Consider the following 22,184-nt stretch of genomic DNA (forward strand, 5'->3'; position numbering starts at 1 on the left):
TTTCTTAACAACAGAATCATGAATGAAAATATATTAGGAATTATTGCAGGGGTTTTAACTTCTGTTTCTATGATTCCTCAACTCGTAAAAGTCATCAGAGAAAAAAATGTGGAAGACATTTCCCTGCTTATGCTTCTTGTTCTCATTGTTGGGCTTTCTCTATGGGTTTGGTATGGTTTTATGAAAGATGAACTGCCTATTATTATTTCCAACTCATTTGCAGTTTTGGTTAATCTAGGTCTTTTAATCTGTTATATATTGTATAATAAAAAAGCATAAAAAAGACGCTTTGCAACTGCAGAGCGTCTTTGTATTTTTATTGTGATTCAATTTACTGTTGTACAAATTTAGCTAAAGGTGCCATTCTTGCTTTGTTTAAAGTCAAAGTATTTCCGTTTACAGAATAGTTATCTGCAGAAAGCAAAGCTTTTGTAAATTGGTTTTCAATATCCAGATCTTCACATGCCATCATAGTAGACATTCCCTGGTTGAATTTAATTCTCATGATGTCAGGCTTTATTTCAAAAGTACCTCCCAAACCGTTACATCCTGCATGTCCTTCATATCTCATACCATTGGTGTCAAGTTTAAAATGAGGATTATTCTTAGGGTTCTTTAACTGAATTGGCTGTCCGTTAAGTTCAACAAGTTTCCATGTTTTTCCTGTTATGTCTGCAGACTTCTGTACGGCAGGAGTTTTACAAGCAACAAGAAATACAGCAAGGAAAAGAGCTGATAGGTAGTAATACAAGTTTTTCATAAAGTTTAATTTAAATGTATGTTTAACTCTTCAGCTAATATGATGCCATTTTAGCCGGTCCTGATTCTTTTCTCTCCTTTTTATGATGGAAAAGAACCATGTCTACATTTTTCTTTAAAAAAGTAATATTGCCTTTGATTTCAGAATACTGATACTCTTCATTTGAAGCAGTATATTCTGGCAGTGCATCACTTTTTTTGAGATCATATGTTTTGCCATTCAAATGTACTGTGGCTGTATTTTTAGTACTGTTTATGGTAACTTCTATTTTTTCTCCATAGCTATCTACATAAACATTTTTGGAAATTTCATCTTTGTTCTCCGGCGCAGCAGTAAGAACTTCAGCTTCTTTACCAGGATGTTTACACGCTGTTGAGGAAAGAATTGCCAATCCTAAAAGGATTGATGGTAATAAATTTTTCATAGTGATAAGTGATTTTAAAGTGTTTCATGAATTATGGTGTTAATACTATATAAATTTACAAATATTTTTAATAAAAATATGTTAGTTTATGTAAAATTAACAATGTGTTTTTATCGGAGCGCATCTCTTCGCTTGTTAAAAACAGACCTTTGAAACAGACCAATAGGAATTAATTGATGTAGAATTTAAAACATACCTCTAAAAGCAGAGGAGTATATTTTGCTCATTTTAAATGAGATAAAGTGTAAATTTCTTATGTTGCATTTGTTGTTTAAATTTCCGGCAAAAATAATTCAAATAGAAGAGAATAACAATAGGCTTTTATAAATAATTGGAAATCATGATAAAAGTTAGTTTTTGTAATGATTTCATCCCTTACCAGAAAATGTGCCGCCAGCCTATCCATCAATAAAAAGAAGAACTAAAGGATTCAGTTCTTCTTATGGATCATATGAATCAGTTTAAGCCGATTAAGGAGCTTTAACCTGGTCTATGGTGAAAAATGCTTTAGTTGTGTTGCATATACCACCCGGACATGTTGTTGCATTTCCTGCACTGGCTGGGGTAGAAGAACCCATCATAAAATACATTTTGTAGAAAACCTTGTCATTACCATCAGTGGTCGTCCATGAATAGAGTCTTTGCTCCGGAACACCACTGGCATATACACCCGGATCTCCCCAATATGGATTGGTAAGAGCAGTTTGAATTCTGGCTCCGGTTGTTGCATCAATAAGTGCCTGTGAAGTGGTTGCATTGTCACCAGCCCATGCTGCAGATGGTAATCTGAGCTGATTTTGCTGATATCCTCCCGCTCCGGACCATAGATAATGCCCGTTTGAAATGATATCTACCGTGGGAATACCATTATTTCTGATCTGTAAATTAACATCAGCAAACAAACTTCCTGTAGGAATAAAACAGCGTACTGAAAATCTGCCGTCAGGCGTTGTTACAACAATTGCGTAGCCGGCTCTGCCATTATCTGTAGTGGCTGTCAGAGGTCCCATTACAGCTTTCGTCTCTACAGTGGCATTACCACCGCTGTTATCTGTTGTAGAGTCTAATTTTTGCCATTGTATGCCATCCCAAAAGTAATACCCTGCTTTTAATGGAGTTGACGACGTATTGTAAACTAATAGTCCGGTAGCATTAGGATTGGCGCTAAGCTGCATATTAGCAGAAGTTAGAACCACTCTTGGGGGTAAAATTCCTTTGTTAGGGGAATTGACTTCCAGCATGGCGGAAGGATCGGGGGTTGCCGTTCCTATTCCCGTACTTCCACTGGAAGTTACAATGAGGTCATTGGCTTGCTGAGTGAGTGAAGGAGCTCCTGTGGCGGGATTATCCTTTGCCCCATCCACATGGAATGTATTTTGAGGATTGGAGGTATGTATACCTACCTGCGCGTAAAAGATTGAAAAAAAGACCAATCCTAATAAAGATAAATTCTTTCTCATAAGTAAAGTATTTTAGGTGTTGTGTGTAGCGTTTGTTAAAATAGATGTCAAAAATTGGGAAACTTATTTTCTCAGTATTATAAAAACTGTAAGCATTTATGAGGAAGAAACCCATAGACAGATATAAATTTGGAGAAATAATAGTATTATATGAAGTGAAAAAAAAGACATTTGCTAAAGAGCAGAACTTCCTATAGCCCTTAGTAAAATCAGGATAGAAAATTTTCATGGTGTTTTTTAAAATATAAACTAAATTATTCATTTTTAGTTGTTTATTTTTATAAATATACTAATTATTGTGATTAATTAACTATACAATTGCTTTTAATGTGTAATATGTAATTTTAAGATATGTTGAGATAAATTCATTGGTAGTGAACACTATAGATGACGAAGAGAATACAGTGTAATTTCTGACTTCAGGTTATTTAAAGGATCGTTAAATTTTGTTAATCTACTATGATTGTATCATAATCTAAATGTACATTTGCCACTTCAAAATGAGAAACTTTATAGTATATTTTTTAACAAGCCTTTTTCTGCTCTTTATAGTGGAAAGCAAGCTTAACGTTAAAACACTGCGAAATGACTATTCTGGTCATGTTTCTCATCACATTCCTAAAAGGGCTAACCGTCTGAACCAGACTTTTGAAAAGCTCTCCGTTCAGCAGAAAGCCGACAGTGTAGACAATTCCACCCTGGAACTTATCGAAAATGATTTTCAGTTGTCTGATGTATTTCAGGCTATTGTTGTTTTTGCCGGCATTTTCAGCTTGGTTTATATTTTTGGATTAAAAAGTTATAAGCAGTTTAAGCCGCACATTCATGGTTTTGTTTTTGGCCTTTCTGCTAAAAAATTTCTTTTAATCCGTTCCATCAGAATTTAAAATTTCATTTTTCCGTTTATTTTCTACCTGAAGTAAGGTGGAGAGTTTCCTTGCGTTGTGACCTTCTGGTAATCATCACATCGTAGCATTCCCGATTACCATTCTTATTTCTATTCAAACATTAACGATTTATATAAACTCTAGAATTATGATAAAAAGAGTTGCCTCAGGCATTGCTTTAAGCATTCTGCTGCTGGCTGTTAGCTGTACCAAGAAAAAAGAGGAAAAAGAAGAAGCCTCAATTTATCCGGTAACGTCCCCGGTAGTTATGGATACTGTAATTAATAAAGAATATGTTGCTCAGATCCAGTCAGTGAAGAACATTGAAATCCGGGCACAGGAAAAAGGTTTCCTTGAAAAGATCTTTGTAGATGAGGGACAGTATGTACAGGCCGGACAGACTTTATTCCGGATTATGCCCAAACTGTATCAGGCAGAGCTTTTAAAAGCAAAAGCAGAAGTGGAACAGGCGTCTATCGAATTGAAAAATGCCAGTACACTGGCCAATAACAATATTGTGTCTAAAAATGAAAAAGCAATGGCAAAAGCTAAATTGGATGCTGCCAATGCAGAAATGAAGCTGGCACAAATCCATCTGTCATTTACAGATATTAAAGCTCCGTTTTCTGGGATCATCAACAGAATCCCTTTAAAACTTGGAAGTTTAATAGATGAAGGAGATCTTCTTACTTCACTGTCGGATAATACCAACATTTATACCTACTTCAATGTTTCAGAACCTGAATATTTAAGCTACCAGACGCATGTTGCTGACCGTGGAAGCAATGAGGTGGCTTTGATTACGGCCAATGGCGAAACGTATATCCATAAAGGAGAAATTCAGACTATTGAAGGAGAGTTTGATAATGAAACCGGAAATATTGCTTTCCGCGCAAAGTTTCCGAATCCTGATAAACTGCTGAGAAATGGGGAAACCGGAAAAGTTCAAATGGTAATGCCGGTTCATAATGCACTGATTATTCCTCAAAAAGCAACCTACGAGATTCAGGACCAGAAATATGTATTTGTTATTGATAAAAACGGAACTGCAAAATCCCGGAATATTAAAATTGCTTATGAACTTCAGGACCTCTATGTAGTAGGTTCAGGGCTTTCAAAAGGGGATCAGATTCTTCTGGAAGGTGTTCAGAAAGTAAAAGACGACCAAAAGATAAAAACAAAATTCCAGGATCCTAAAAAGGTTCTTCAATCATTGAAATTAAAAGCAGAGTAGTCTACTCTAAAATGAAGAAGTATGTTTAAGAAATTCATTCGCAGACCTGTTCTGTCTATTGTAATCTCATTGATTATAGTATTTTTAGGGATCTTGTCCCTAGTGAAGCTTCCTGTGACGCAGTTTCCATCCATTTCACCGCCTAAAGTAAATATCACGGCAGAGTACCCGGGAGCCAACAACGAACTATTGATCAAATCCGTAGTGATTCCGTTGGAAAGAGGATTGAATGGTGTTCCAGGTATGAAATATATGACCTCGGATGCAGGAAATGATGGGGAAGCCTCTATTCAGATTGTATTTGACCTCGGTACAGATCCCAATGTTGCAGCAGTCAACGTTCAAAACCGTGTATCTTCAGTAGTGAATAAACTGCCTCCACTGGTAGTACGTGAAGGAGTGAAAATTACCCGTGAAGAACCCAATATGCTGATGTACATTAACCTGTACAGTGATGATCCCAAAGCTGACCAGAAATTCCTTTTCAACTACGCAGATATCAATGTAATGTCTGAATTGAGAAGGGTAAGTGGAGTAGGTTTTGCCGATATCCTGGGTACCCGTGAATATGCAATGCGTATCTGGCTTAAACCGGATAGGCTTACCGCTTATAATATTTCAGCGGATGAAGTGATGGAATCACTGAATGAGCAGAGCTTAGAAGCTTCTCCAGGAAAAACAGGAGAAAGCTCAGGAAAACGTTCTCAGTCTTTTGAATATGTGTTAAAATATCCGGGACGTTTTAATAATGAAAAAGATTACGGAAATATTATTCTTAAGGCGAAGTCTGATGGAGAATCAGTAAGGTTAAAAGATGTCGCAGATATTGAGTTTGGAAGTTCCATGTATGATATTTATTCTACATTGAATGGAAAACCTTCTGCAGCAATTACTGTAAAGCAGTCCTATGGATCTAATGCAAGTGACGTTATCAAAAATGTAAAAACATTGATGAAAGATCTTGAAAAGAATAACTTTCCAAAAGGGATGCACTATGATATCAGTTATGATGTTTCCAGGTTCCTGGATGCTTCTATGGAAAAAGTGATACATACCCTGTTTGAAGCATTTATACTGGTAGCCATTGTTGTATTTCTATTTCTTGGAGACTGGCGCTCAACGCTTATTCCTGCATTGGCGGTTCCGGTTTCATTAGTAGGAACATTTGCCGTAATGTCTGCCTTTGGAATTACACTGAATATGATCTCACTCTTTGCCCTGGTAATGGCAATTGGGGTTGTAGTAGATGATGCCATTGTAGTGATTGAGGCTGTCCATGCCAAGATGGAAGAAAAACACCTTTCTCCTTTGAAAGCAACTGAAGAAGCGATGCATGAGATCAGTGGTGCTATTATCGCCATAACGTTGGTAATGGCATCCGTATTCATCCCGATTGCATTTATGTCCGGACCGGTTGGAGTATTTTATCGCCAGTTCTCTATTACCATGGCATCGTCCATTATTTTATCCGGGATTGTAGCGCTTACCCTTACTCCTGCATTATGTGCATTAATTCTGAGAAATAACCACGGAAAAGCTAAAAAGAAAACTCCTATTTCCATTTTCCTGGATAAATTCAACAATATTTTCACAAAAGGGGCCGGAAAATATGAGAAGATGCTTAATAAAACGGTTACGAAAAAAACAATTACGTTACCATTATTGCTGGCTTTTTGTGCCTGTACTTATTTTCTCAGCAACTCCCTTCCTTCAGGATTTATTCCCGCGGAAGATCAGGGGATGATTTATGCAATTATCCAGACTCCTCCGGGATCTACATTGGAAAGAACCAATCAGATTGCAAAAGAGCTTTTAAGAGAATCAGAAGATATTGATGGGGTACAGTCTGTTTCGTCGCTGGCAGGATATGAAATTCTGACCGAAGGAACGGGATCTAACTCGGGAACTTGTCTGATCAACCTTAAAAGCTGGGAAGAACGTAAAGAATCGGCCTCTGAAATTATTGAGAAACTTGAAGAAAAGGCTAAAAATATTCCGGGAGCCAATATTGAATTCTTCCAACCACCTTCAGTGCCTGGTTATGGTGCGGCAGGAGGTTTTGAACTCCGTTTGCTGGATAAGGCAGGAAGTGGGGATTATCATAAAATGGAACAGGTAAGTAATGATTTTGTAAAAGAGCTTAAAAAACGTCCTGAACTTGGATCGGCATTTACGTTTTATTCTGCGAGTTTCCCACAATATATGCTTAGAATAGATAATGACCTTGCGGAACAGAAAGGAGTGACCATTGAAAAAGCGATGGATAATTTATCAACCCTTATCGGTTCCAACTATGAGACAAGTTTTATCCGTTTCGACAGGCCTTATAAAGTGATTGTACAGGCAGGGCCTCAGTATCGTGCACTACCAACAGATCTGTTGAAATTATATGTTAAAAATGATAAAGACCAGATGGTACCGTATTCGGATTTTATGAGACTTGAAAAGGTGTATGGTTTATCTGAAATTACAAGACATAATATGTATAACTCGGCAGAGGTAAGTGGAACTCCGGCTGCTGGATATAGCAGTGGGCAGGCTATTAAAGCCATTCAGGAAGTTGCAGATAAAACCCTTCCCAGAGGTTTTGGTATAGACTGGGCTGGGATTTCCAAAGATGAAGTAAGCCGTGGAAATGAAGCTGTATTTATCTTCCTTGTGTGTTTAGGATTTGTTTATTTGATTCTTTCGGCGCAATATGAAAGCTTCATTCTTCCTTTACCGGTGATTCTATCTCTTCCGGTAGGTATTTTCGGGGCATTCCTATGCTTAAAGCTTTTAGGATTGGAAAACAATATCTATGCACAGGTTGCCATGGTAATGCTTATCGGGCTTCTGGGTAAAAATGCGGTACTGATTGTAGAATTTGCAGTACAGAAGAAAGCTGAAGAAGGTATTCCTGTGGCAAAAGCGGCTATTGAAGGTGCAGCGATCCGTTTCCGCCCTATCTTAATGACCTCATTTGCATTCGTTGCCGGGTTAATTCCATTAGTAGTTGCAACCGGACCGGGTGCAGTGGGTAACCGAACGATTGGAACGGCAGCAGCAGGAGGAATGCTGATAGGAACCATTTTCGGATTGATGATTATTCCGGGGCTATATTATATTTTCGGAACGATTGCTGATAAATCGAGACTGGCAAAATATGAAGAAGAAAATCCTTTAACAGAACAAACTGAACCTTATGAACATGATGGAAAATTTGAAGACTAAAAATATAATCACAGCCATTGCTTTATCTCTTGTTCTGGCAAGCTGTAAAGCTCCGATGGCGACAGTCATAAAAGATGAGGTTAAAGAGAATATACCTCAGAATTTTAACCAGGAAGAACAGCAGGACGCCAATAATAACAGCGGAACAACACCCTGGAGGCAATTCTTCACTGATCCTAACCTTGTAAGCCTGATTGAAATTTCTCTAAAGAACAATCAGGAACTTCTGATTACGCTTCAGGAGATTGAAATTGCTAAGAGTGGAGTGTTGGCTAAAAAAGGAAAACTGAGCCCCACTGTTTCTGCCGGTATAGGTGCAGGGCTGAAAAAAGCAGGGCGCTATACCAGTGAAGGGGCAGGGGATGCTACTACGGAAATAGAACCGGGAAGAGAAATGCCGGATCCATTGGGGAATTTTGAAGGAGGATTAATGGCGAACTGGGAGATTGATATCTGGAAAAAGCTCAGAACGGAGAAAGAATCAGCTGTCGCTCATTACCTTTCCACAGTGGAAGGGAAAAATTTTGTATTATCCAATCTTATAGAAGAAGTCGCAGATAGTTACTATGAATTGCTGGCTCTTGATAATCAGCTGGATATCATACAGCAGTATATCAAACTTCAGCAAAAAGCTTTGGAAATCTCTAAGATCCAGAAGGAAGCTGCTGCGGCAACAGAACTGGCGGTGAAGAAATTTGAAGCTGAACTGGCCAAGTCAAAAGCTGCAGAATACACAATCCGTCAGCAAATTACTGAGAAGGAAAACGGTATCAATGCTTTGTTGGGAAGGTACCCACAGCCGATTGTAAGAACAAAAGAAAGTTTTATGTCTACCATTCCGCAGACAGTTTATACCGGCATTCCGTCACAATTGCTTGCTAATCGTCCGGATATCAAACGTGCAGAATTGGAATTGAAATCTTCAAAATTAGATGTGGAAGCGGCAAGAAAAGAGTTTTATCCTTCACTGGAAATATCCGCAACCTTAGGATTGGAAGCCTTTAAACCTTCCTATTTGGTTAAAATGCCGGAATCCATTGCCTATAACCTTGTTGGAGAGATGGCTGGCCCCCTGATCAATAAGAGTGCTATCAAGGCCAACTTCCAAACCGCTGATGCAAGACAGGTTCAGGCATTGTATGAGTATGATAAGACGATTTTAAATGCTTATCTGGATGTTGCCAATATGATGTCCAGAATCAAGAATATAGATCAGTATTATCAATTAAAATCCCAGGAGACAAAAGCTCTGGATCAGTCCATAGATATCGCCAACCAATTATTCCGCAACTCCAGAGCAGATTATCTTGAAGTTCTTTTGAACCAAAGAGACGCATTGGATGCTAAAATGGAGCTGATTGAAGCTAAGCAGAAACAGCTGAGTACAGTAGTAGATATCTATAAAAGCCTAGGTGGAGGCTGGAAATAAAAAATATCATAATTCAGTAAACAGTTAATGTTTGGGGTCAATTCTTTTTTGAATTGGCCCTTTTTGTGTTTTAAGGTGATGATTTTACAGGTATTTTGACAATGTATAATCTTGGATAAATTGAAAATTCATGCCCTAAATGAGAGATTCAGGTGCTTTTATCTCTACTTTCTATTATTAAAATAAATATGATTCAAAACTTACTTTATAAAATCTTATTATGTTGTAAATCAGTAGGGAAGATGATGTATTTTTTTAAGTTTTTTAAGTTTTTGGGTCTTCTTTTTTAAGTTTTCAACCCTCTGTAGCCTTCCTGTTTTGGTATTATTTCAGGATAATAACTAATTTAGCTTCAGCGTTAGAGCAGATGGTAAAACCCATAAGGGAAATAGAACCATTTTAAAATAAGGACACAGTTTACATTAACAACATATTAATCATTTTTTAATTCATTATCCGTAGCGATTATATCGCTTTCCAATTCTTTATTGGAATTAAGCTTTTTCAAGAAAAATGAAGGGGAAACCCCGAATTTTTCTTGAAATTTTTTTGAAAAGCTTTGCGAATTGCTGAATCCTGCTTTACTTGCAATATCCTGTATAGAGTATCTTCTGCTCTTTTTACTTCCCCGCCAAAGATTCATAACATAATTAAGTCTTAAATCATTGAGATAGGTTTTGAAATTTTGCTTTTTATAATGGTTGATAATTTTGGATAGATAGGCGGTATTGGTTCCACATTGTAAAGAAAGACTTTCCAGATTTACTTTTTTCTTTAAAAAGTCTTTATTCTTTTCAAACAGATCAAGCTCTTTAAGAACATTATCCACAAGTTTCGGATTAATGTCAATATCATCAATATCATCCAGGATATCCGGTTCATTATCAGCATCGGAATCCATATCATAAGCATCTATGACTTCTGCAGCCACGGGATCTTCATCAGGCAGTTCTTCATCTAAATCTTCACTGCTTTTGATACTGATAAACTCTTTGTAGAGTTTCTGGTATTTATTTCTTTTCTGAATTCCTTTATAGATAATAGATATCAGGAAAATAATCAGTCCAATACCAATAGCAATACTGATCTTATAGATAATCTTACCTTTTTTTATCCTGTTTTCTAATATTGTTTTGGTTTCGATTAGTTTTTTATTATCAAACTCTTTGTGCATAGTGGAAAACAATAGTTTGTAGTCCTTCTCATATTTGGCATCAATTGATAATAATTTCTTTACGTATTCCAGCTCTTTGTCTTTATCGCCGGTTTTCTCATAGTACTTGATCAGCATCTCAAACGCAGATCTGAATTTTGGGTCTATTTTCCCTGTTTTATCATAAGCATCATCTATCTGTTGCAAAAAAGTATAGGCCTGCTTGGTATTCCCCTGTTCCCAATAGCTAAGGGCAAGATAGAGCTTATCTGTTAAGTGCTGAAATTGGTCTGTGTATAGCTTTTCTGCAGCAGTTATTTTTTTGATCGCTTCACTATAATTTTTATTGTAATATTGATCAACACCTTCCGCTGCAAGGAAATAAGGATAATACCCCGATTGGTTGGTATTTTTGATAAAATCCATTCCTTCTTTTACCAAAGCGCTGTTATCATCTCTTTTCAGATACCAATTGGTTTCAATAAGAGCAAGCTGTCCATAAGTAAAATATAAGTGGGATTCTTCTGTGTTTATTGATTTTAGGTTTTTTAAGGCAGGTTTTAGAAGGTTGTAGGCTCCATCATAATCACCCATATACAATTTAACCCTTGCCAGAAAGGTAATTGATTTGTTGATAGCCAGCTGATTATTGGTTTTTGAAAGCATACCATATGCATTGATATAGTTATCTAGCGCTTCAGGGTAGTTTTCTATACTTTCACCATTCATGCCCAGCCACATATAAGCTTCACCAATAAGCTTGTCGTCTTTCAGCTGTTTTGCGGTAATCAAAAGACTATCTAAATAGTTTTTCTGATTTTTTGCTCCCATTAAAGCCGCATTTTCATAAGCATCATAAAGTTTCTTAAATTCTTTATTTTTTTTGGAATTCTTTATTTGTAGTGAAATTTTTTTCCATTTTTCTTCATCACTGAGCGAATCTTTCGCTTTTTCCATTTTTTGTCCTTCCATTAATGAAGAGCAAAAAATACTCAGTAGTAAGCATAATTGAAAAAGTGGTAGAAAATATATTTTTTTCATTCTAGAAAATTACAAAAATCACAAAAAAAACTCTAACAAAAATAGTGATTAATCTTTTAAAAACATAAAAAAGTAAAACATTGATATTTAAATACTTAACATAATTGTTTGATTGATTTTTTTATGATTTAATAAATTTTTTTTAAGAAATGACTCTTGTTGATTATTTAATTTGTAGTTTCGGCCACTTAGATTACATAAATTGTATAAAAAAACTGTTATGACAAAAAGGATATTTCTATTAAGCGTATTATACGCATCTGCTATTGCATTGTTAGCTGTTTCATGTAGGCAGGATGATGATCAGGACCTCTCTGCACCAACTGCAAAAATGAAGCCAACAAGCAATTCTGAAAAATTACAGAGAGGAGGTCCTGTAAGTGAGACAGACACTTTAATTATGAAAAATACTTGGGAAACCTCAACGGAGGCTGCTTATGATGGAGGACCAAAATCTCCGCCAATTCCCCCAGTAAAAGTTCAGTAAGCTCAAAAAAAACTAATAACTATACGATGAATTACCTATTTCTACCCTTTCTTTTGTTTGGGGTTATTTTTTCTTGTTTTTATATACAAAAAATGACAGAATTAATTACTCATACAAACCGTTTACAACAGTCTTTAAAATTCTTTTAAACGTCAATAAGGTTACTTATCCGGACCTTGTTATCTAATGTGAAATTGCCAATCAAAATGACCCTTACAATGAGGGGGAATTGTTGAACAAATTAATCAACAGATATACAACGTTACGCTGGTTATACAATCAGCAGCATCATAACCAAAACAAACACTATAATAATTGCTCATTTTATAAATGAGGGGCGATTGCCATGTCCTTACTGATGGTATTTTATTAATCTTAAATTTTTTTTATGAAAAAAAGAGTTAAACTAGTTTCAAACTTAGAGCACAAAAGCATTTTAAAGGAGACTATTAAATCTTCAGGTACAGAGAAGATGGATCTGTACAAAGCTGTTTTCGGAGGAATTGGTATCATCAATCCCGGAACCGGAATTGGAACGGGAACTGATAACTGCAATGTAGCCATTGAAGGTGGCGGCGGATCTGCTGCTTACAGTAAATATGATCCATTTTTAAGAGTATAAGGACTCTTTACTATTCTCCATTAGCTACAAACCGGCTAATGGAGAGTTTCTTTTAAATAAAATGTATGGAAAATATTGTCTCATTTGTTTTAAAGGTTGCAAGTAGATGTAACCTCAACTGTTCTTACTGTTACATGTATAATCTGGGTGATAAAACCTATCTCTCTCAGCCTAAATTCATGTCTATGGAAACAATTACAGTTTTTGCCCAAAAACTACATGCATATTGCACGGAAAAACAGGCAAAATATGTCCAGATTGTATTTCATGGCGGGGAACCTCTGTTGTGGGGTAAAGAAAATTATAAACAGGCCATCGAAATTTTTACAACTGTTGTTAAAGATGTGAATTTTGGCTTTGCAATGCAGACAAACGGTGTAAGCCTTACCCATGAATGGTATAAACTGTTTAAAAAACTTAATATACGGATAGGAATCAGCATGGACGGCCCCAAAGAGCATCATGACAGATACCGTGTATTTCATAATGGAAAAGGATCATATGAAAAAGTAGTAAAGGCTATTGAGCTTGGAAAACAATATGGGATGAGTAATATCCTGTCCGTTGTTAATCTGAATATCTCTCCCTCAGAATTTTATCAGGAAGTGAAAAATTTAGGAGTACCAAGTTTTAATCTGTTATTACCGGATGGCCATTATGATAATTTACCCGATAGTTTCGAAAAATTAAAAGTAAATACATTGCATCATACTCCCTATGCTGACTGGCTGATTGAAATTTTCGAGATATGGAAAATGGATAGCGACAGACCTATGATCCGGTTTTTCCGGACATTGATTGAACTGATCATGGGAGAGCAGACAGGAGATCAGATGGTGGGAAGACTGAACAACGGTGTTGCTGTTTTGGAAACAAACGGAGCACTGGAAGTGTCGGATTCTATCCGGGCCTGCTATGAAGGGATAACAAGAAACGATCTCAATATTCATACCCATTCTATTGATGACCTGAATAATGATCCGTTATTTGAGGTTTTCTTTCACAGTCATAATATGGTTAACGATATATGCCTGAGCTGCCCGATATATGATATATGTGGCGGTGGATTCCTGGGGAACCGCTATTCTAATGAAGAGGGCTTTGATAACCCTACCATTTATTGCCATGATATGATAAAACTGGTTTCTCATATTCAAAATGATATCGTAAACAGCCTTCCGGAAGAAGTCTATGCTTCTTTGGATGCAAGCGAGGCTCATTATGAAGAAATCGTAGAAGAGCTAAAAGAAGAATCACTTATAAAAGCTCATGATGAAATAAAAAACAAATTAAAATCATTTAGTTTAGTATGTTAAGAAAAGGACTTCAATTATACAATAGCGGGATTGATAATATCGGACAGCAGATCTTAATCAATACCGGTACTGAATCGGCAGAGCATATTACAACTGTTGAATACTCCGGTAATGCTTTTATTCCCAAAAAAAGCTGGAGACCACTTACCCCAAAAGAGCACAGTATTATCATGACCAATGATCATTTTAATCCGCTGTCCAAATCAGTTTCTATTGGAATAATTCCTCAAAAAGTAATTAATCTTATTAAAAAGTTACAATTATCCGAATGTAAAAGTCTGTTTGATATTGAACCCAAATTTCAGGAGAACGAAGAACTGGTTATTAAGATCAATAAAGAACTGGATGAGTTTTTGAAAAATAAATCTTCGGTTCAGCATTATAAATTCCATCGTATTGCCAAAGCCCAGCCTAACAGAGAAACGACCACTTTTCATTTTATAAATAAAGAATATATCCGATATACAGGTCTGCATATTGATGAAAGCAGGAAGTTTACTCCTCACACTGCTTATAAATCGGATAACAGGATATCGATTAATATCAGTAGTGAATCCCGTTACCTATACTATATCAACCTGAGTTTAAGACAAATTTATAAACTATATCACAGAAGAAAAATTACCACAGAAAATATTGTAGAAAATTTCTTAAATGATTTTCCCGATTATCCTGTAATCAGATTAGAAATAAAGCCTTATCAGTATTACATTGCCCCCACGGATAATTTTATTCATGACGGAAGTACATTAGGAAATAAAGAATTTGATATCACCATTGTTTACACAGGAAAATTTGATAACTATTAATATTATGGAAGTAAAAAGCGGCATAAAGATTTTTTGTAAGGATAAGGAATTTGAAGAAACCGTAACAATTAATACCGGCAGCCATTCCGGTAAATACAGACAACCCACAAAAGTTTTATTTGGAGAGGCAGACTTCGAACCACAATATGAAGACGAAGCTTATCTTCCCAAAAGGGATTGGAAAAAAGTAGAGGGGGCGATTGTATCCAGGATTCGGACGACCCGCTTTCTAAAGGATTATAATACTGCTGCGATCGGAAAAATTCCTGCAAAGCTGCAAAATTTATGTAAGCAGCTTAACCTTCATGTTGCTACCAGTGAAAAGGAAGTTCTTGAATGTTTTTACAATAACAAAGAAATCGTAGCACAGCTGAATGAAGGATTAAATGATTTTTTACAAAACCTTTCCGCGGATTACTCCTTTCACTGCATTGCAGCCGGTTATCCTAACTGTGAGACTACTTCGGTAGACAGAAGAAATCTGCCGGAAGGATATCAACCCCATCAGATGAGGTTCATCGGTCTTCACAAAGATTCTTCCGACAGGAAAATGACGATCGGATCATCTCACAAACATGGTAATCGTCTCACCATCAATCTTGGCCAGGAATCAAGATATTTCTTATTTATCAATCTGACCATGATCCAGATTTACAATATGCTGAAGAAAAAAATTGACGTAAAAAAAGAGAATATCAGTAATAAAAATATCATTGAGTATTTTTTCAAATATTTTCCTGATTATCCGGTACTTAAAATAGAACAAAAGCCCTATGATTTTTATATAGCTCCAACGGATAATTGTATTCATGACGGTTCTACATTAGACGCAAAGACTTTAGATATTACCATGGTATTTCTGGGACATTTTACCATGTCATAAAATAAGGGATTAGAGTTTTTAGAAATGGCATAAACAATTGGTTTTTCATTTTCTTTGATTTCTGATATCTCACTGGAAGTATTGCTGCAGCAAAAAGACTTTCCTATATTTATAGAACCAAACCATCATACAAAATCAGTTGATCATGAAAAAAGTTCTTCTAATTATTTTGGGTATTCTTGTTATCCTTATTGCTGTATTACTTATTAAAACTTATACCTATCCGTTTAAGAAAAACACAGCTGAAACCGGAGAAGGATGGAAGCCTGTAAAAAGTGATTCTGCCCTAATAAGATTTTCCAACGGAATAAAAATTCCAACGGTATCAACCGGGAGTTTGGGAGAATTCAACTATACACCCTTTGATGAGTTTAAAGAATACCTGAAAATATCATATCCACTGGTGTATCAGAATACGGAGAACTTTGAAGTGAATAAATATGGATTGGTATTCAGGTTGAAAGGAAGTAATCCTGCTCTGGAGCCTATCCTGTTTCTTTCCCATATGGACGTTGTCCCTCCGGGAGACGCTGACGTGAAAAACAAAGAAGAAAATATATTCCGTCCCGATGATAAAGTATTGCCTCCTGTTTCAAAAGTTGCTGAAGATTGGGATTATTCCCCTTTTGCAGGAGTCGTTGCCAATGGCAGGATTTATGGAAGAGGAGCAATAGATATGAAAGGTATGCTCTTCTCTCTGATGGAGTCTGTGAACAATTTGATTAAAAGTAAACAAACTCCACAACGGGATATTTACCTTGCTTTCGGTTTTGATGAAGAAGTAGGAGGCCAAAAAGGAGCCATTCAGATTGCTGATTATTTTAAGAAAAAAGGATTGAAGTTTGATGCCGTATATGATGAAGGAGGGTTGATTATGCAAAAAGGAAGCGTAGCTGGAATAGATTCAGATGTCGCCGTGGTAGGATGTGCTGAAAAAGGATTTCTTTCTGCAAAAATAAAGGTAAAAGGGCTCGGTGGGCATTCATCCATGCCTCCCATGGAAAGTGCTATTGGAAAAGCTGCTGTTATTATGCAGCGCCTGGAAGATGATCAGATGAAGCCTGTCATTACCCCGCTAATTAAAGAGTTTTTTGATAATATCGGAGGTGCTATGCCGTTTACCAGCAGGCTTGCTATTGCCAATCAATGGCTTTTAAAACCTGTACTGTTATCTCAGCTTACTAAAAACAATATCACCAATGCATTGGTACGAACTACTACAGCTTTAACGATGATGAAAGGAAGCGACGGAACGAATGTTCTTTCTCCGGAAGTTGAATTTGTAGTTAATTTCAGGCTCCTTCCGGGAAATACGGTAAAAGATGTCAGAGAACATATTGCAAAAGTTACACAGGGTTTTGATGTTGAGGTGGAAGAAATTGATAATACAAGAGAAGCTTCAAAAATATCACCTACCAATACCAAAGCATACCAACTGATACAGGCTGGGATCAAAGAAATTCATCCTGGAGCTATTGTTACTCCATATCTTACAATGGCAGGTACAGATGCTGCCAAATATGAGATTGTGAGTAAAAATGTATACCGGTTCATGCCCATCAAAATCAATAGCTCAGAGCAGCAAAGCCTTCATAGTACCAACGAATACCTCAGTATAGAAAACTACCTGAAGATGATCCACTACTTTGAATTTATGATGAAGAACTATGACAAATAATTCTTGTTGCAAATGGCTGCCATATTGCTATTTTATCTTTTTTATTTTACCGGGATTAACATATAAACTGCCCTCCTGACTTCCATGGGTGTAAAGATTCATGGTCTCAAAATCAAGTACAGCAGATATACCCAATCCGCTTTTTTCAATCCACGAAATGAAAATCTTATTCTTATCTAATTGAGAATACACATATGTATCGGTTTCTTCAGTGGCACCGGGATAATCCCCTTTAATTAATTTCCAATGGACTGTAGAATCTGAGGTTAATGTGATATGATAAGTATATTCCTTGTACTTCCATTCGTAAGTGCTGCCAATTAAATCCTGGATATTTACAGTATTGCCGGTTTTATTCGGTAATTCTTGCCTCTCATCAGTTTTTTGTTTCTCTGTACATGAGTTTGATAGCAGAGGAATGATCATCATTAAAAATAGGGTTAATAAATTCTTATTCATCAGATTTGTTTTCATTGTTTTTCTTTTGTATCTCTTTCTCAAATATCTGAAAGTTTAACCAAGCAAACAAATAAAAGCTAATTTACTCTACTGTATCATTGTTTTTAATGTTTTTATTATCCATTAGTTGCTGAAATATTCAAAATATTTTTAAATTAAAATATGGCAAATATTCTGATTCATTTCTATAGAAGATAAAAAGGTTTATTATTTTAATGAAGCATTTTTTCGAAGACTGGATGTTGGTCAGAGAATAAAATAAAAACACGTCAAGTTCTGTCGTATTCATCATATATATTTGTAAGACAAATTACAATATTATGATTTATACAGAAGATTTTTTCACCCAAAACAGTCCTTACCCAAATGATGATTTGGTGCAGTTAGTTGATAACTTAACCAAAGAAAATGTCAATTACAAAAAAGTTGCCGTTTGGATGAATGGCACTCCCATCAACTCGTCTAACGAAGCAAATTTAATTGATGGAAAAATTTATAGAAAAAAGGGAACTGATTATTATGTGAATACGCTCATTTTATCAGGTTCAGAATTGAATGCCGGTCTTTTTGGAGTAAAAGCTGATGGGGTTACAGATGATTCCGATGCATTACAAAAAGCTTTTGACTTTTGTGGTAAGAATGGATGGAAGCTGAAGCTGCCCATCGGGGAAATTGTTATAACAAAAAATATAGTGTGTGCTATAACAGCTAATATTAATATTAATCGATTTCAATTAATTGGTTCAGGTGTTAATTTAACATTTATTCGTTCAATTGGATCAACAGGAGGATTACATTTTGTTTCAGATGGTCCTAACGGCTCTGTTTATTTAACGATTACCGGATTTACGATTACAAGACCGGATGTAACAAATGCTTCCGGTGCTATTGGTGTGTATGTAAAGAATATTATGGAACTTACCATAAAAGATGTTGAGGTATTTAGATTCAACATCGGAATGCAGATAATGGATACCTGTTCATCTCTTTTTGAAAATGTAAAAACCCATTGGGGTGACAAAGGTTTCTATAGTGAGATGGTGACTGTTACCCCTCCCAATTTGTTAACATTTATTAATTGTCATTTTAATTCAAATGCTGTTAAAGGAGTAGAATTATATAGAATACATAATGTGAAGTTCGATGGATGTGGATTTGAAAGTAATAATGGAAATGCCTTAGAGGCTTCATTTGCAGCAGCTAACGGAAGAGTAGGGCTAAACTTAATCAACAGCTATTTTGAAGGAACTTCTAATGGTGTTGATGTTTATTATACTTTAAATAGCGGTGGAACGGCGGATTTCATTGGCAATACATTTAATAGATTGACCAGCAGCATTTATACTTCAGTTTTTGTTCTGTCAAATACGGCTGAAAAAAGTTACCTTAACTTTGTTGGAAATGGGTTTTTGAATGGAGGTAAATTTATTCCAAACGGAGATAAACCTGCTGTTTTAATAACCGGAAATACAGCCAATATTCATTATACAGATACTAATTATTATGAAACAGCTTCAGATGAGCTAATCTGCCTTCCATAATATATAATGTAAAGAATATTCAAAATATTTCTCAACTGTAAACCAGATCATTGATCTGGTTTTTTCTGTAAAAAAGATAAAAAGGATCATTATTTTGACACCGGTTTTGGAAAGAACTGGATGTTGGTCAGAGAATAAAATAAAAACACGTCAAGTTTTGTCGCATTACCGCAATAGCTTTGTCTTATCAAAATTACAGAGCTATGGAATTGCCATTTTACTTAAACTTTAAAGACTTTGAAAGTTATTATTACGACAACCTTGAAAAATGGTTCGAAGAATATCATAATACGAGTGAAACAGATTATCTGAAAGCCCTTGCAGCCTTGTATAGTCCTTATATCTATTACAATTTTGCAGAAGATAGGGTACAGGCAGATGCTTCCATTGAGATTAAAGAATGCTTTTTTCCTTATCATGAAAAAATTGGAATCTCTTTTTGTACAAGCTGTGATAATGGGAAGTTCCCTAAAAAAGGAATGAGCCATGTATTTGAATGGAAAACCATTTCGATGATGGAATATGCTCAGCATATTTTGGATAAAATAAACAGATATTGCTCAAAAAACAACAAAGCCCTGAATGGCGGTAAAAATATCCTTGATTATATCAATGACTATGAAATTATCACTTCGAGGGAAGGAACAGGATATTGTGTCAATTACAACAAACACCAGACGGCTGTCCCTTTCCTGAAAGCTTATCTTCCTTATTATGGGCAAACGGTTAATATGGCTGTCTACCGGGATTTTATTTTCTCTCTTGTAGAAATAGCAGAATTTATCGATCAGAAACTGAAAACAGTACTGGCCTTTGAACATACCATCTACGCACAGTCAAGATCAGAGGCTAAATTTAAAGTACAGATGAGCCGGCAGTTTCTTACCATATGCAATTAAATTAAACCAAACATTCATACTAATTATATTGTTGAAAGACCTTGAGGTTTTTCAAACAAAGATCCCCGGTCAGTAATGGCCGGGATTTTTTATGATATCAAATAGATTAGTTCTTATGATAAGGTATATTCCAGATAAGATCCGCAGCAAGATAATGAACACCACCATGGTGAATGCTTCTGCTGTCTCTGATGAGATCATTCATATAGCCTACGTCTACTGTAAAAGGAGTATTTGGAATATTAAATATATAATAGGCTGCAATACGCATTTCTCGGTATCCAAAAGAAGTCCACTGTGGGTCCGGTTCATTAAAATGACTTATAGAAAATAAGGCTTCCGCACTTAATGCTAATTTCTGGTTGTTCTTTGGTGATAAATTATATGTCAGCTGGCTTTTAATACGGGTTCTCAATTGGAAATCTTCTTCCACTTTGCTAAAATCAGCAGCGAAAAATTTTCTGAATTCCTGTCGGACCGTATTTTTTAATTTCCACTTTTTTCCAAGATCAAAAGTATAGGCATATCTTCCGTAGATCCTGAATTCCTGCTCAGTACTTTCTTTTTCGTAAGGAGCGCTGTTTTCATATTGTGGCTGGCGGCGGTAGCTAAGGGCATAGCTGTATTGCTGATGAGGAGCAAAAGAATGGTAGACCTCATGGTTCAATACAAGAATTGCCTGTTTAGAAAGGAGGTTGTTATTGTCCGGACTGCTTTTACGTCCTACTGCAATATAACTTAAAGCCTGTTTTTTTCCTAATGAATCCAGTTGGCGCCTTACTCCAAAAGCTGTCCACAACGCTGTATTGGCATCACCCAGCCCCGGTGGACTGATCTGTGCCTTTAATACATTTCCTGTAAAACCTATTAAAAATAAGGCTGCTAAAATTTTCTTTATACTAAACATCATGAATAACTTCTTCACTATTGATTGTGATTTTTGTGAGAACCTAAGAATAAATGATTTTCGGAAAGAGTATTTCATAGTACAAAATTATGATGTTCTATGTGCCCACTGCTTACTTAAATTCCCTTAATACTATTTAAAAACATGACAAAATTAACAGGTGATTTAGGAATAATTTGGGAATCCGGGATCTGTGAAAATTTTTATTCAATAGAAAGTTTTTTTCTGGGACAGTCTATATACAGACAGTTTTTTAAAAAGATTTTATTACCCAGCATTCCTGTCATGCCGGAAAACTTCATCAGCATATATTGAGTTGACCGCAAAGTGTTTTTGTGGAAAACTTGTGGAAAACATATTAGCTGTTTGTGCATAACCTTCTGTTTCCTATTATTATTTATAATGAAAAATAAAGTAAAGTACTGTATGTCAGATTGTTTTAGAGTGATGGCTAAATACGAATTGCCACAGTTTTTTTGCAGGTGCAACATGTAGGATTGAAATCCACATCTTGATAGTGCAAAAAAACTGCGGCAATTGGGGAATATGAAATAGTTATTAATTTCCTGTTTTGCACATGGCATCCCAGGTTGTCCAGAAATGTGCATTAATAGCACCAATAAATGGATGGGTGCTGTCGGCAACAATGCCCACCATGGAAGCACAGTTAGAATTGCATCCTATTTCATTGTGGCTTCCGGCCTGAGGAGGAATCTGCCGCCAGGTGCCTGTTGAGCCACTTAATAGTTCTACTTTAATGTCAAAGATCCCCGAAAGGTTAGGAGTCTGAATTTGTTTGGTAGGATTTTCACTTGAGATAGAATCGCTCCAATTTCCCTGTGAGAACGTTACACGCCATGTAGTGATCATTGCAGAGGTGTCGTTTTGAGGTGAGATATAAACCCAGAACTGAGCCCCGCCACCAAGTTGAACCTGGCCGGATGAATTTACGTTTACGCTGGTTGTTGTCATGGTAATTTAA

General features: G+C 36.0%; 20 protein-coding genes. 13 read left to right on the top strand and 7 right to left on the bottom strand.

Annotated features, from left to right (window positions below):
- Positions 1-18 precede the first annotated feature (18 nt).
- Positions 19-279 carry a SemiSWEET transporter gene (locus MP477_RS17970; RefSeq protein ID WP_257191461.1) on the top strand — a complete coding sequence of 87 codons (261 nt, stop codon included), beginning with the start codon at positions 19-21 and terminating at the stop codon, positions 277-279.
- Between the two features lie 52 nt (positions 280-331).
- On the opposite strand, the gene MP477_RS17975 is transcribed toward MP477_RS17970, so the two are convergent.
- The 3 genes from MP477_RS17975 to MP477_RS17985 form a co-directional block, all read right to left on the bottom strand.
- Complete coding sequence (locus MP477_RS17975; RefSeq protein WP_257191462.1) at positions 332-760, bottom strand: META domain-containing protein; 429 nt, start codon at positions 758-760, stop codon at positions 332-334.
- Positions 761-794: 34 nt separating this feature from the next.
- Positions 795-1,184 (bottom strand): hypothetical protein, encoded by a 390-nt coding sequence (locus MP477_RS17980; RefSeq protein ID WP_257191463.1) that lies wholly within the window; start codon positions 1,182-1,184, stop codon positions 795-797.
- Positions 1,185-1,654: 470 nt separating this feature from the next.
- A complete protein-coding gene (locus tag MP477_RS17985) occupies positions 1,655-2,644 on the bottom strand; it encodes a hypothetical protein (RefSeq protein WP_257191464.1) in 990 nt (329 codons plus the stop codon).
- Positions 2,645-3,144: 500 nt separating this feature from the next.
- Between MP477_RS17985 and MP477_RS17990 the strand changes: the two genes are divergently transcribed.
- From MP477_RS17990 to MP477_RS18005, 4 genes are all read left to right on the top strand, one after another.
- Positions 3,145-3,531 carry a hypothetical protein gene (locus MP477_RS17990; protein ID WP_257191465.1) on the top strand — a complete coding sequence of 129 codons (387 nt, stop codon included), beginning with the start codon at positions 3,145-3,147 and terminating at the stop codon, positions 3,529-3,531.
- 151 nt (positions 3,532-3,682) lie between these two features.
- On the top strand, positions 3,683-4,765 hold the full coding sequence (locus tag MP477_RS17995) for an efflux RND transporter periplasmic adaptor subunit (RefSeq protein WP_373567438.1): 1,083 nt from the start codon (positions 3,683-3,685) through the stop codon (positions 4,763-4,765).
- 21 nt (positions 4,766-4,786) lie between these two features.
- Entirely contained in the window at positions 4,787-7,978 is a 3,192-nt protein-coding gene (locus MP477_RS18000; RefSeq protein ID WP_257191467.1) for an efflux RND transporter permease subunit, read from the top strand.
- Entirely contained in the window at positions 7,950-9,407 is a 1,458-nt protein-coding gene (locus MP477_RS18005; protein ID WP_257191468.1) for a TolC family protein, read from the top strand. The genes MP477_RS18000 and MP477_RS18005 overlap by 29 nt, the downstream gene beginning before the upstream one ends.
- A 433-nt stretch (positions 9,408-9,840) precedes the next feature.
- On the opposite strand, the gene MP477_RS18010 is transcribed toward MP477_RS18005, so the two are convergent.
- Complete coding sequence (locus MP477_RS18010) at positions 9,841-11,517, bottom strand: AraC family transcriptional regulator (RefSeq protein ID WP_257191469.1); 1,677 nt, start codon at positions 11,515-11,517, stop codon at positions 9,841-9,843.
- A gap of 304 nt (positions 11,518-11,821) precedes the next feature.
- On the opposite strand from MP477_RS18010, the gene MP477_RS18015 reads away from it, so the two are divergent.
- From MP477_RS18015 to MP477_RS18040, 6 genes are all read left to right on the top strand, one after another.
- Positions 11,822-12,088, top strand: coding sequence for a hypothetical protein (locus MP477_RS18015; protein ID WP_230038728.1), 267 nt, complete (start codon positions 11,822-11,824; stop codon positions 12,086-12,088).
- 388 nt (positions 12,089-12,476) lie between these two features.
- The gene (locus MP477_RS18020) at positions 12,477-12,710 is read left to right on the top strand and encodes a hypothetical protein (protein ID WP_230038730.1); all 234 of its coding nucleotides are present in this window, start codon (positions 12,477-12,479) and stop codon (positions 12,708-12,710) included.
- 65 nt (positions 12,711-12,775) lie between these two features.
- Positions 12,776-14,026, top strand: a complete 1,251-nt coding sequence (locus tag MP477_RS18025; RefSeq protein WP_257191470.1) for a radical SAM protein — start codon at positions 12,776-12,778, stop codon at positions 14,024-14,026.
- Positions 14,020-14,835 carry a hypothetical protein gene (locus tag MP477_RS18030; RefSeq protein ID WP_257191471.1) on the top strand — a complete coding sequence of 272 codons (816 nt, stop codon included), beginning with the start codon at positions 14,020-14,022 and terminating at the stop codon, positions 14,833-14,835. The genes MP477_RS18025 and MP477_RS18030 overlap by 7 nt, the downstream gene beginning before the upstream one ends.
- A 4-nt stretch (positions 14,836-14,839) precedes the next feature.
- Positions 14,840-15,718 carry a hypothetical protein gene (locus MP477_RS18035; RefSeq protein WP_257191472.1) on the top strand — a complete coding sequence of 293 codons (879 nt, stop codon included), beginning with the start codon at positions 14,840-14,842 and terminating at the stop codon, positions 15,716-15,718.
- A 145-nt stretch (positions 15,719-15,863) separates the two neighbouring features.
- The gene (locus MP477_RS18040) at positions 15,864-17,396 is read left to right on the top strand and encodes a M20/M25/M40 family metallo-hydrolase (protein WP_257191473.1); all 1,533 of its coding nucleotides are present in this window, start codon (positions 15,864-15,866) and stop codon (positions 17,394-17,396) included.
- A 27-nt stretch (positions 17,397-17,423) separates the two neighbouring features.
- Here MP477_RS18040 and MP477_RS18045 read toward each other — a convergent pair whose 3' ends face one another.
- On the bottom strand, positions 17,424-17,870 hold the full coding sequence (locus MP477_RS18045; RefSeq protein WP_257191474.1) for a hypothetical protein: 447 nt from the start codon (positions 17,868-17,870) through the stop codon (positions 17,424-17,426).
- Between the two features lie 305 nt (positions 17,871-18,175).
- On the opposite strand from MP477_RS18045, the gene MP477_RS18050 reads away from it, so the two are divergent.
- Both MP477_RS18050 and MP477_RS18055 read left to right on the top strand, forming a co-directional pair.
- Complete coding sequence (locus MP477_RS18050; protein WP_257191475.1) at positions 18,176-19,396, top strand: right-handed parallel beta-helix repeat-containing protein; 1,221 nt, start codon at positions 18,176-18,178, stop codon at positions 19,394-19,396.
- 203 nt (positions 19,397-19,599) lie between these two features.
- Positions 19,600-20,295 carry a hypothetical protein gene (locus tag MP477_RS18055; RefSeq protein ID WP_257191476.1) on the top strand — a complete coding sequence of 232 codons (696 nt, stop codon included), beginning with the start codon at positions 19,600-19,602 and terminating at the stop codon, positions 20,293-20,295.
- A gap of 106 nt (positions 20,296-20,401) precedes the next feature.
- Here the strand turns inward: MP477_RS18055 and MP477_RS18060 are convergent, their stop codons facing one another.
- Positions 20,402-21,220: a DUF2490 domain-containing protein gene (locus tag MP477_RS18060; protein WP_257191477.1), complete on the bottom strand. Its 819-nt coding sequence runs from the start codon at positions 21,218-21,220 to the stop codon at positions 20,402-20,404.
- A gap of 540 nt (positions 21,221-21,760) precedes the next feature.
- On the bottom strand, positions 21,761-22,174 hold the full coding sequence (locus tag MP477_RS18065; RefSeq protein ID WP_257191478.1) for a hypothetical protein: 414 nt from the start codon (positions 22,172-22,174) through the stop codon (positions 21,761-21,763).
- Between the last annotated feature and the right edge of the window lie 10 nt (positions 22,175-22,184).

Origin of the sequence: Chryseobacterium sp. WG23, from assembly GCF_024586575.1 — a bacterium.
Taxonomy (GTDB): domain Bacteria; phylum Bacteroidota; class Bacteroidia; order Flavobacteriales; family Weeksellaceae; genus Chryseobacterium.

What these genes read in the sequence shown, in the direction of transcription:
- MP477_RS17970 (WP_257191461.1), top strand. Translation starts at nt 19, where the DNA reads ATGAATGAAAATATATTAGGAATTATTGCAGGGGTTTTAACTTCTGTT.
- MP477_RS17975 (WP_257191462.1), bottom strand. Translation starts at nt 760, where the DNA reads ATGAAAAACTTGTATTACTACCTATCAGCTCTTTTCCTTGCTGTATTT.
- MP477_RS17980 (WP_257191463.1), bottom strand. Translation starts at nt 1,184, where the DNA reads ATGAAAAATTTATTACCATCAATCCTTTTAGGATTGGCAATTCTTTCC.
- MP477_RS17985 (WP_257191464.1), bottom strand. Translation starts at nt 2,644, where the DNA reads ATGAGAAAGAATTTATCTTTATTAGGATTGGTCTTTTTTTCAATCTTT.
- MP477_RS17990 (WP_257191465.1), top strand. Translation starts at nt 3,145, where the DNA reads ATGAGAAACTTTATAGTATATTTTTTAACAAGCCTTTTTCTGCTCTTT.
- MP477_RS18000 (WP_257191467.1), top strand. Translation starts at nt 4,787, where the DNA reads ATGTTTAAGAAATTCATTCGCAGACCTGTTCTGTCTATTGTAATCTCA.
- MP477_RS18005 (WP_257191468.1), top strand. Translation starts at nt 7,950, where the DNA reads ATGAACATGATGGAAAATTTGAAGACTAAAAATATAATCACAGCCATT.
- MP477_RS18010 (WP_257191469.1), bottom strand. Translation starts at nt 11,517, where the DNA reads ATGGAAAAAGCGAAAGATTCGCTCAGTGATGAAGAAAAATGGAAAAAA.
- MP477_RS18015 (WP_230038728.1), top strand. Translation starts at nt 11,822, where the DNA reads ATGACAAAAAGGATATTTCTATTAAGCGTATTATACGCATCTGCTATT.
- MP477_RS18020 (WP_230038730.1), top strand. Translation starts at nt 12,477, where the DNA reads ATGAAAAAAAGAGTTAAACTAGTTTCAAACTTAGAGCACAAAAGCATT.
- MP477_RS18025 (WP_257191470.1), top strand. Translation starts at nt 12,776, where the DNA reads ATGGAAAATATTGTCTCATTTGTTTTAAAGGTTGCAAGTAGATGTAAC.
- MP477_RS18030 (WP_257191471.1), top strand. Translation starts at nt 14,020, where the DNA reads ATGTTAAGAAAAGGACTTCAATTATACAATAGCGGGATTGATAATATC.
- MP477_RS18035 (WP_257191472.1), top strand. Translation starts at nt 14,840, where the DNA reads ATGGAAGTAAAAAGCGGCATAAAGATTTTTTGTAAGGATAAGGAATTT.
- MP477_RS18040 (WP_257191473.1), top strand. Translation starts at nt 15,864, where the DNA reads ATGAAAAAAGTTCTTCTAATTATTTTGGGTATTCTTGTTATCCTTATT.
- MP477_RS18045 (WP_257191474.1), bottom strand. Translation starts at nt 17,870, where the DNA reads ATGAAAACAAATCTGATGAATAAGAATTTATTAACCCTATTTTTAATG.
- MP477_RS18050 (WP_257191475.1), top strand. Translation starts at nt 18,176, where the DNA reads ATGATTTATACAGAAGATTTTTTCACCCAAAACAGTCCTTACCCAAAT.
- MP477_RS18055 (WP_257191476.1), top strand. Translation starts at nt 19,600, where the DNA reads ATGGAATTGCCATTTTACTTAAACTTTAAAGACTTTGAAAGTTATTAT.
- MP477_RS18065 (WP_257191478.1), bottom strand. Translation starts at nt 22,174, where the DNA reads ATGACAACAACCAGCGTAAACGTAAATTCATCCGGCCAGGTTCAACTT.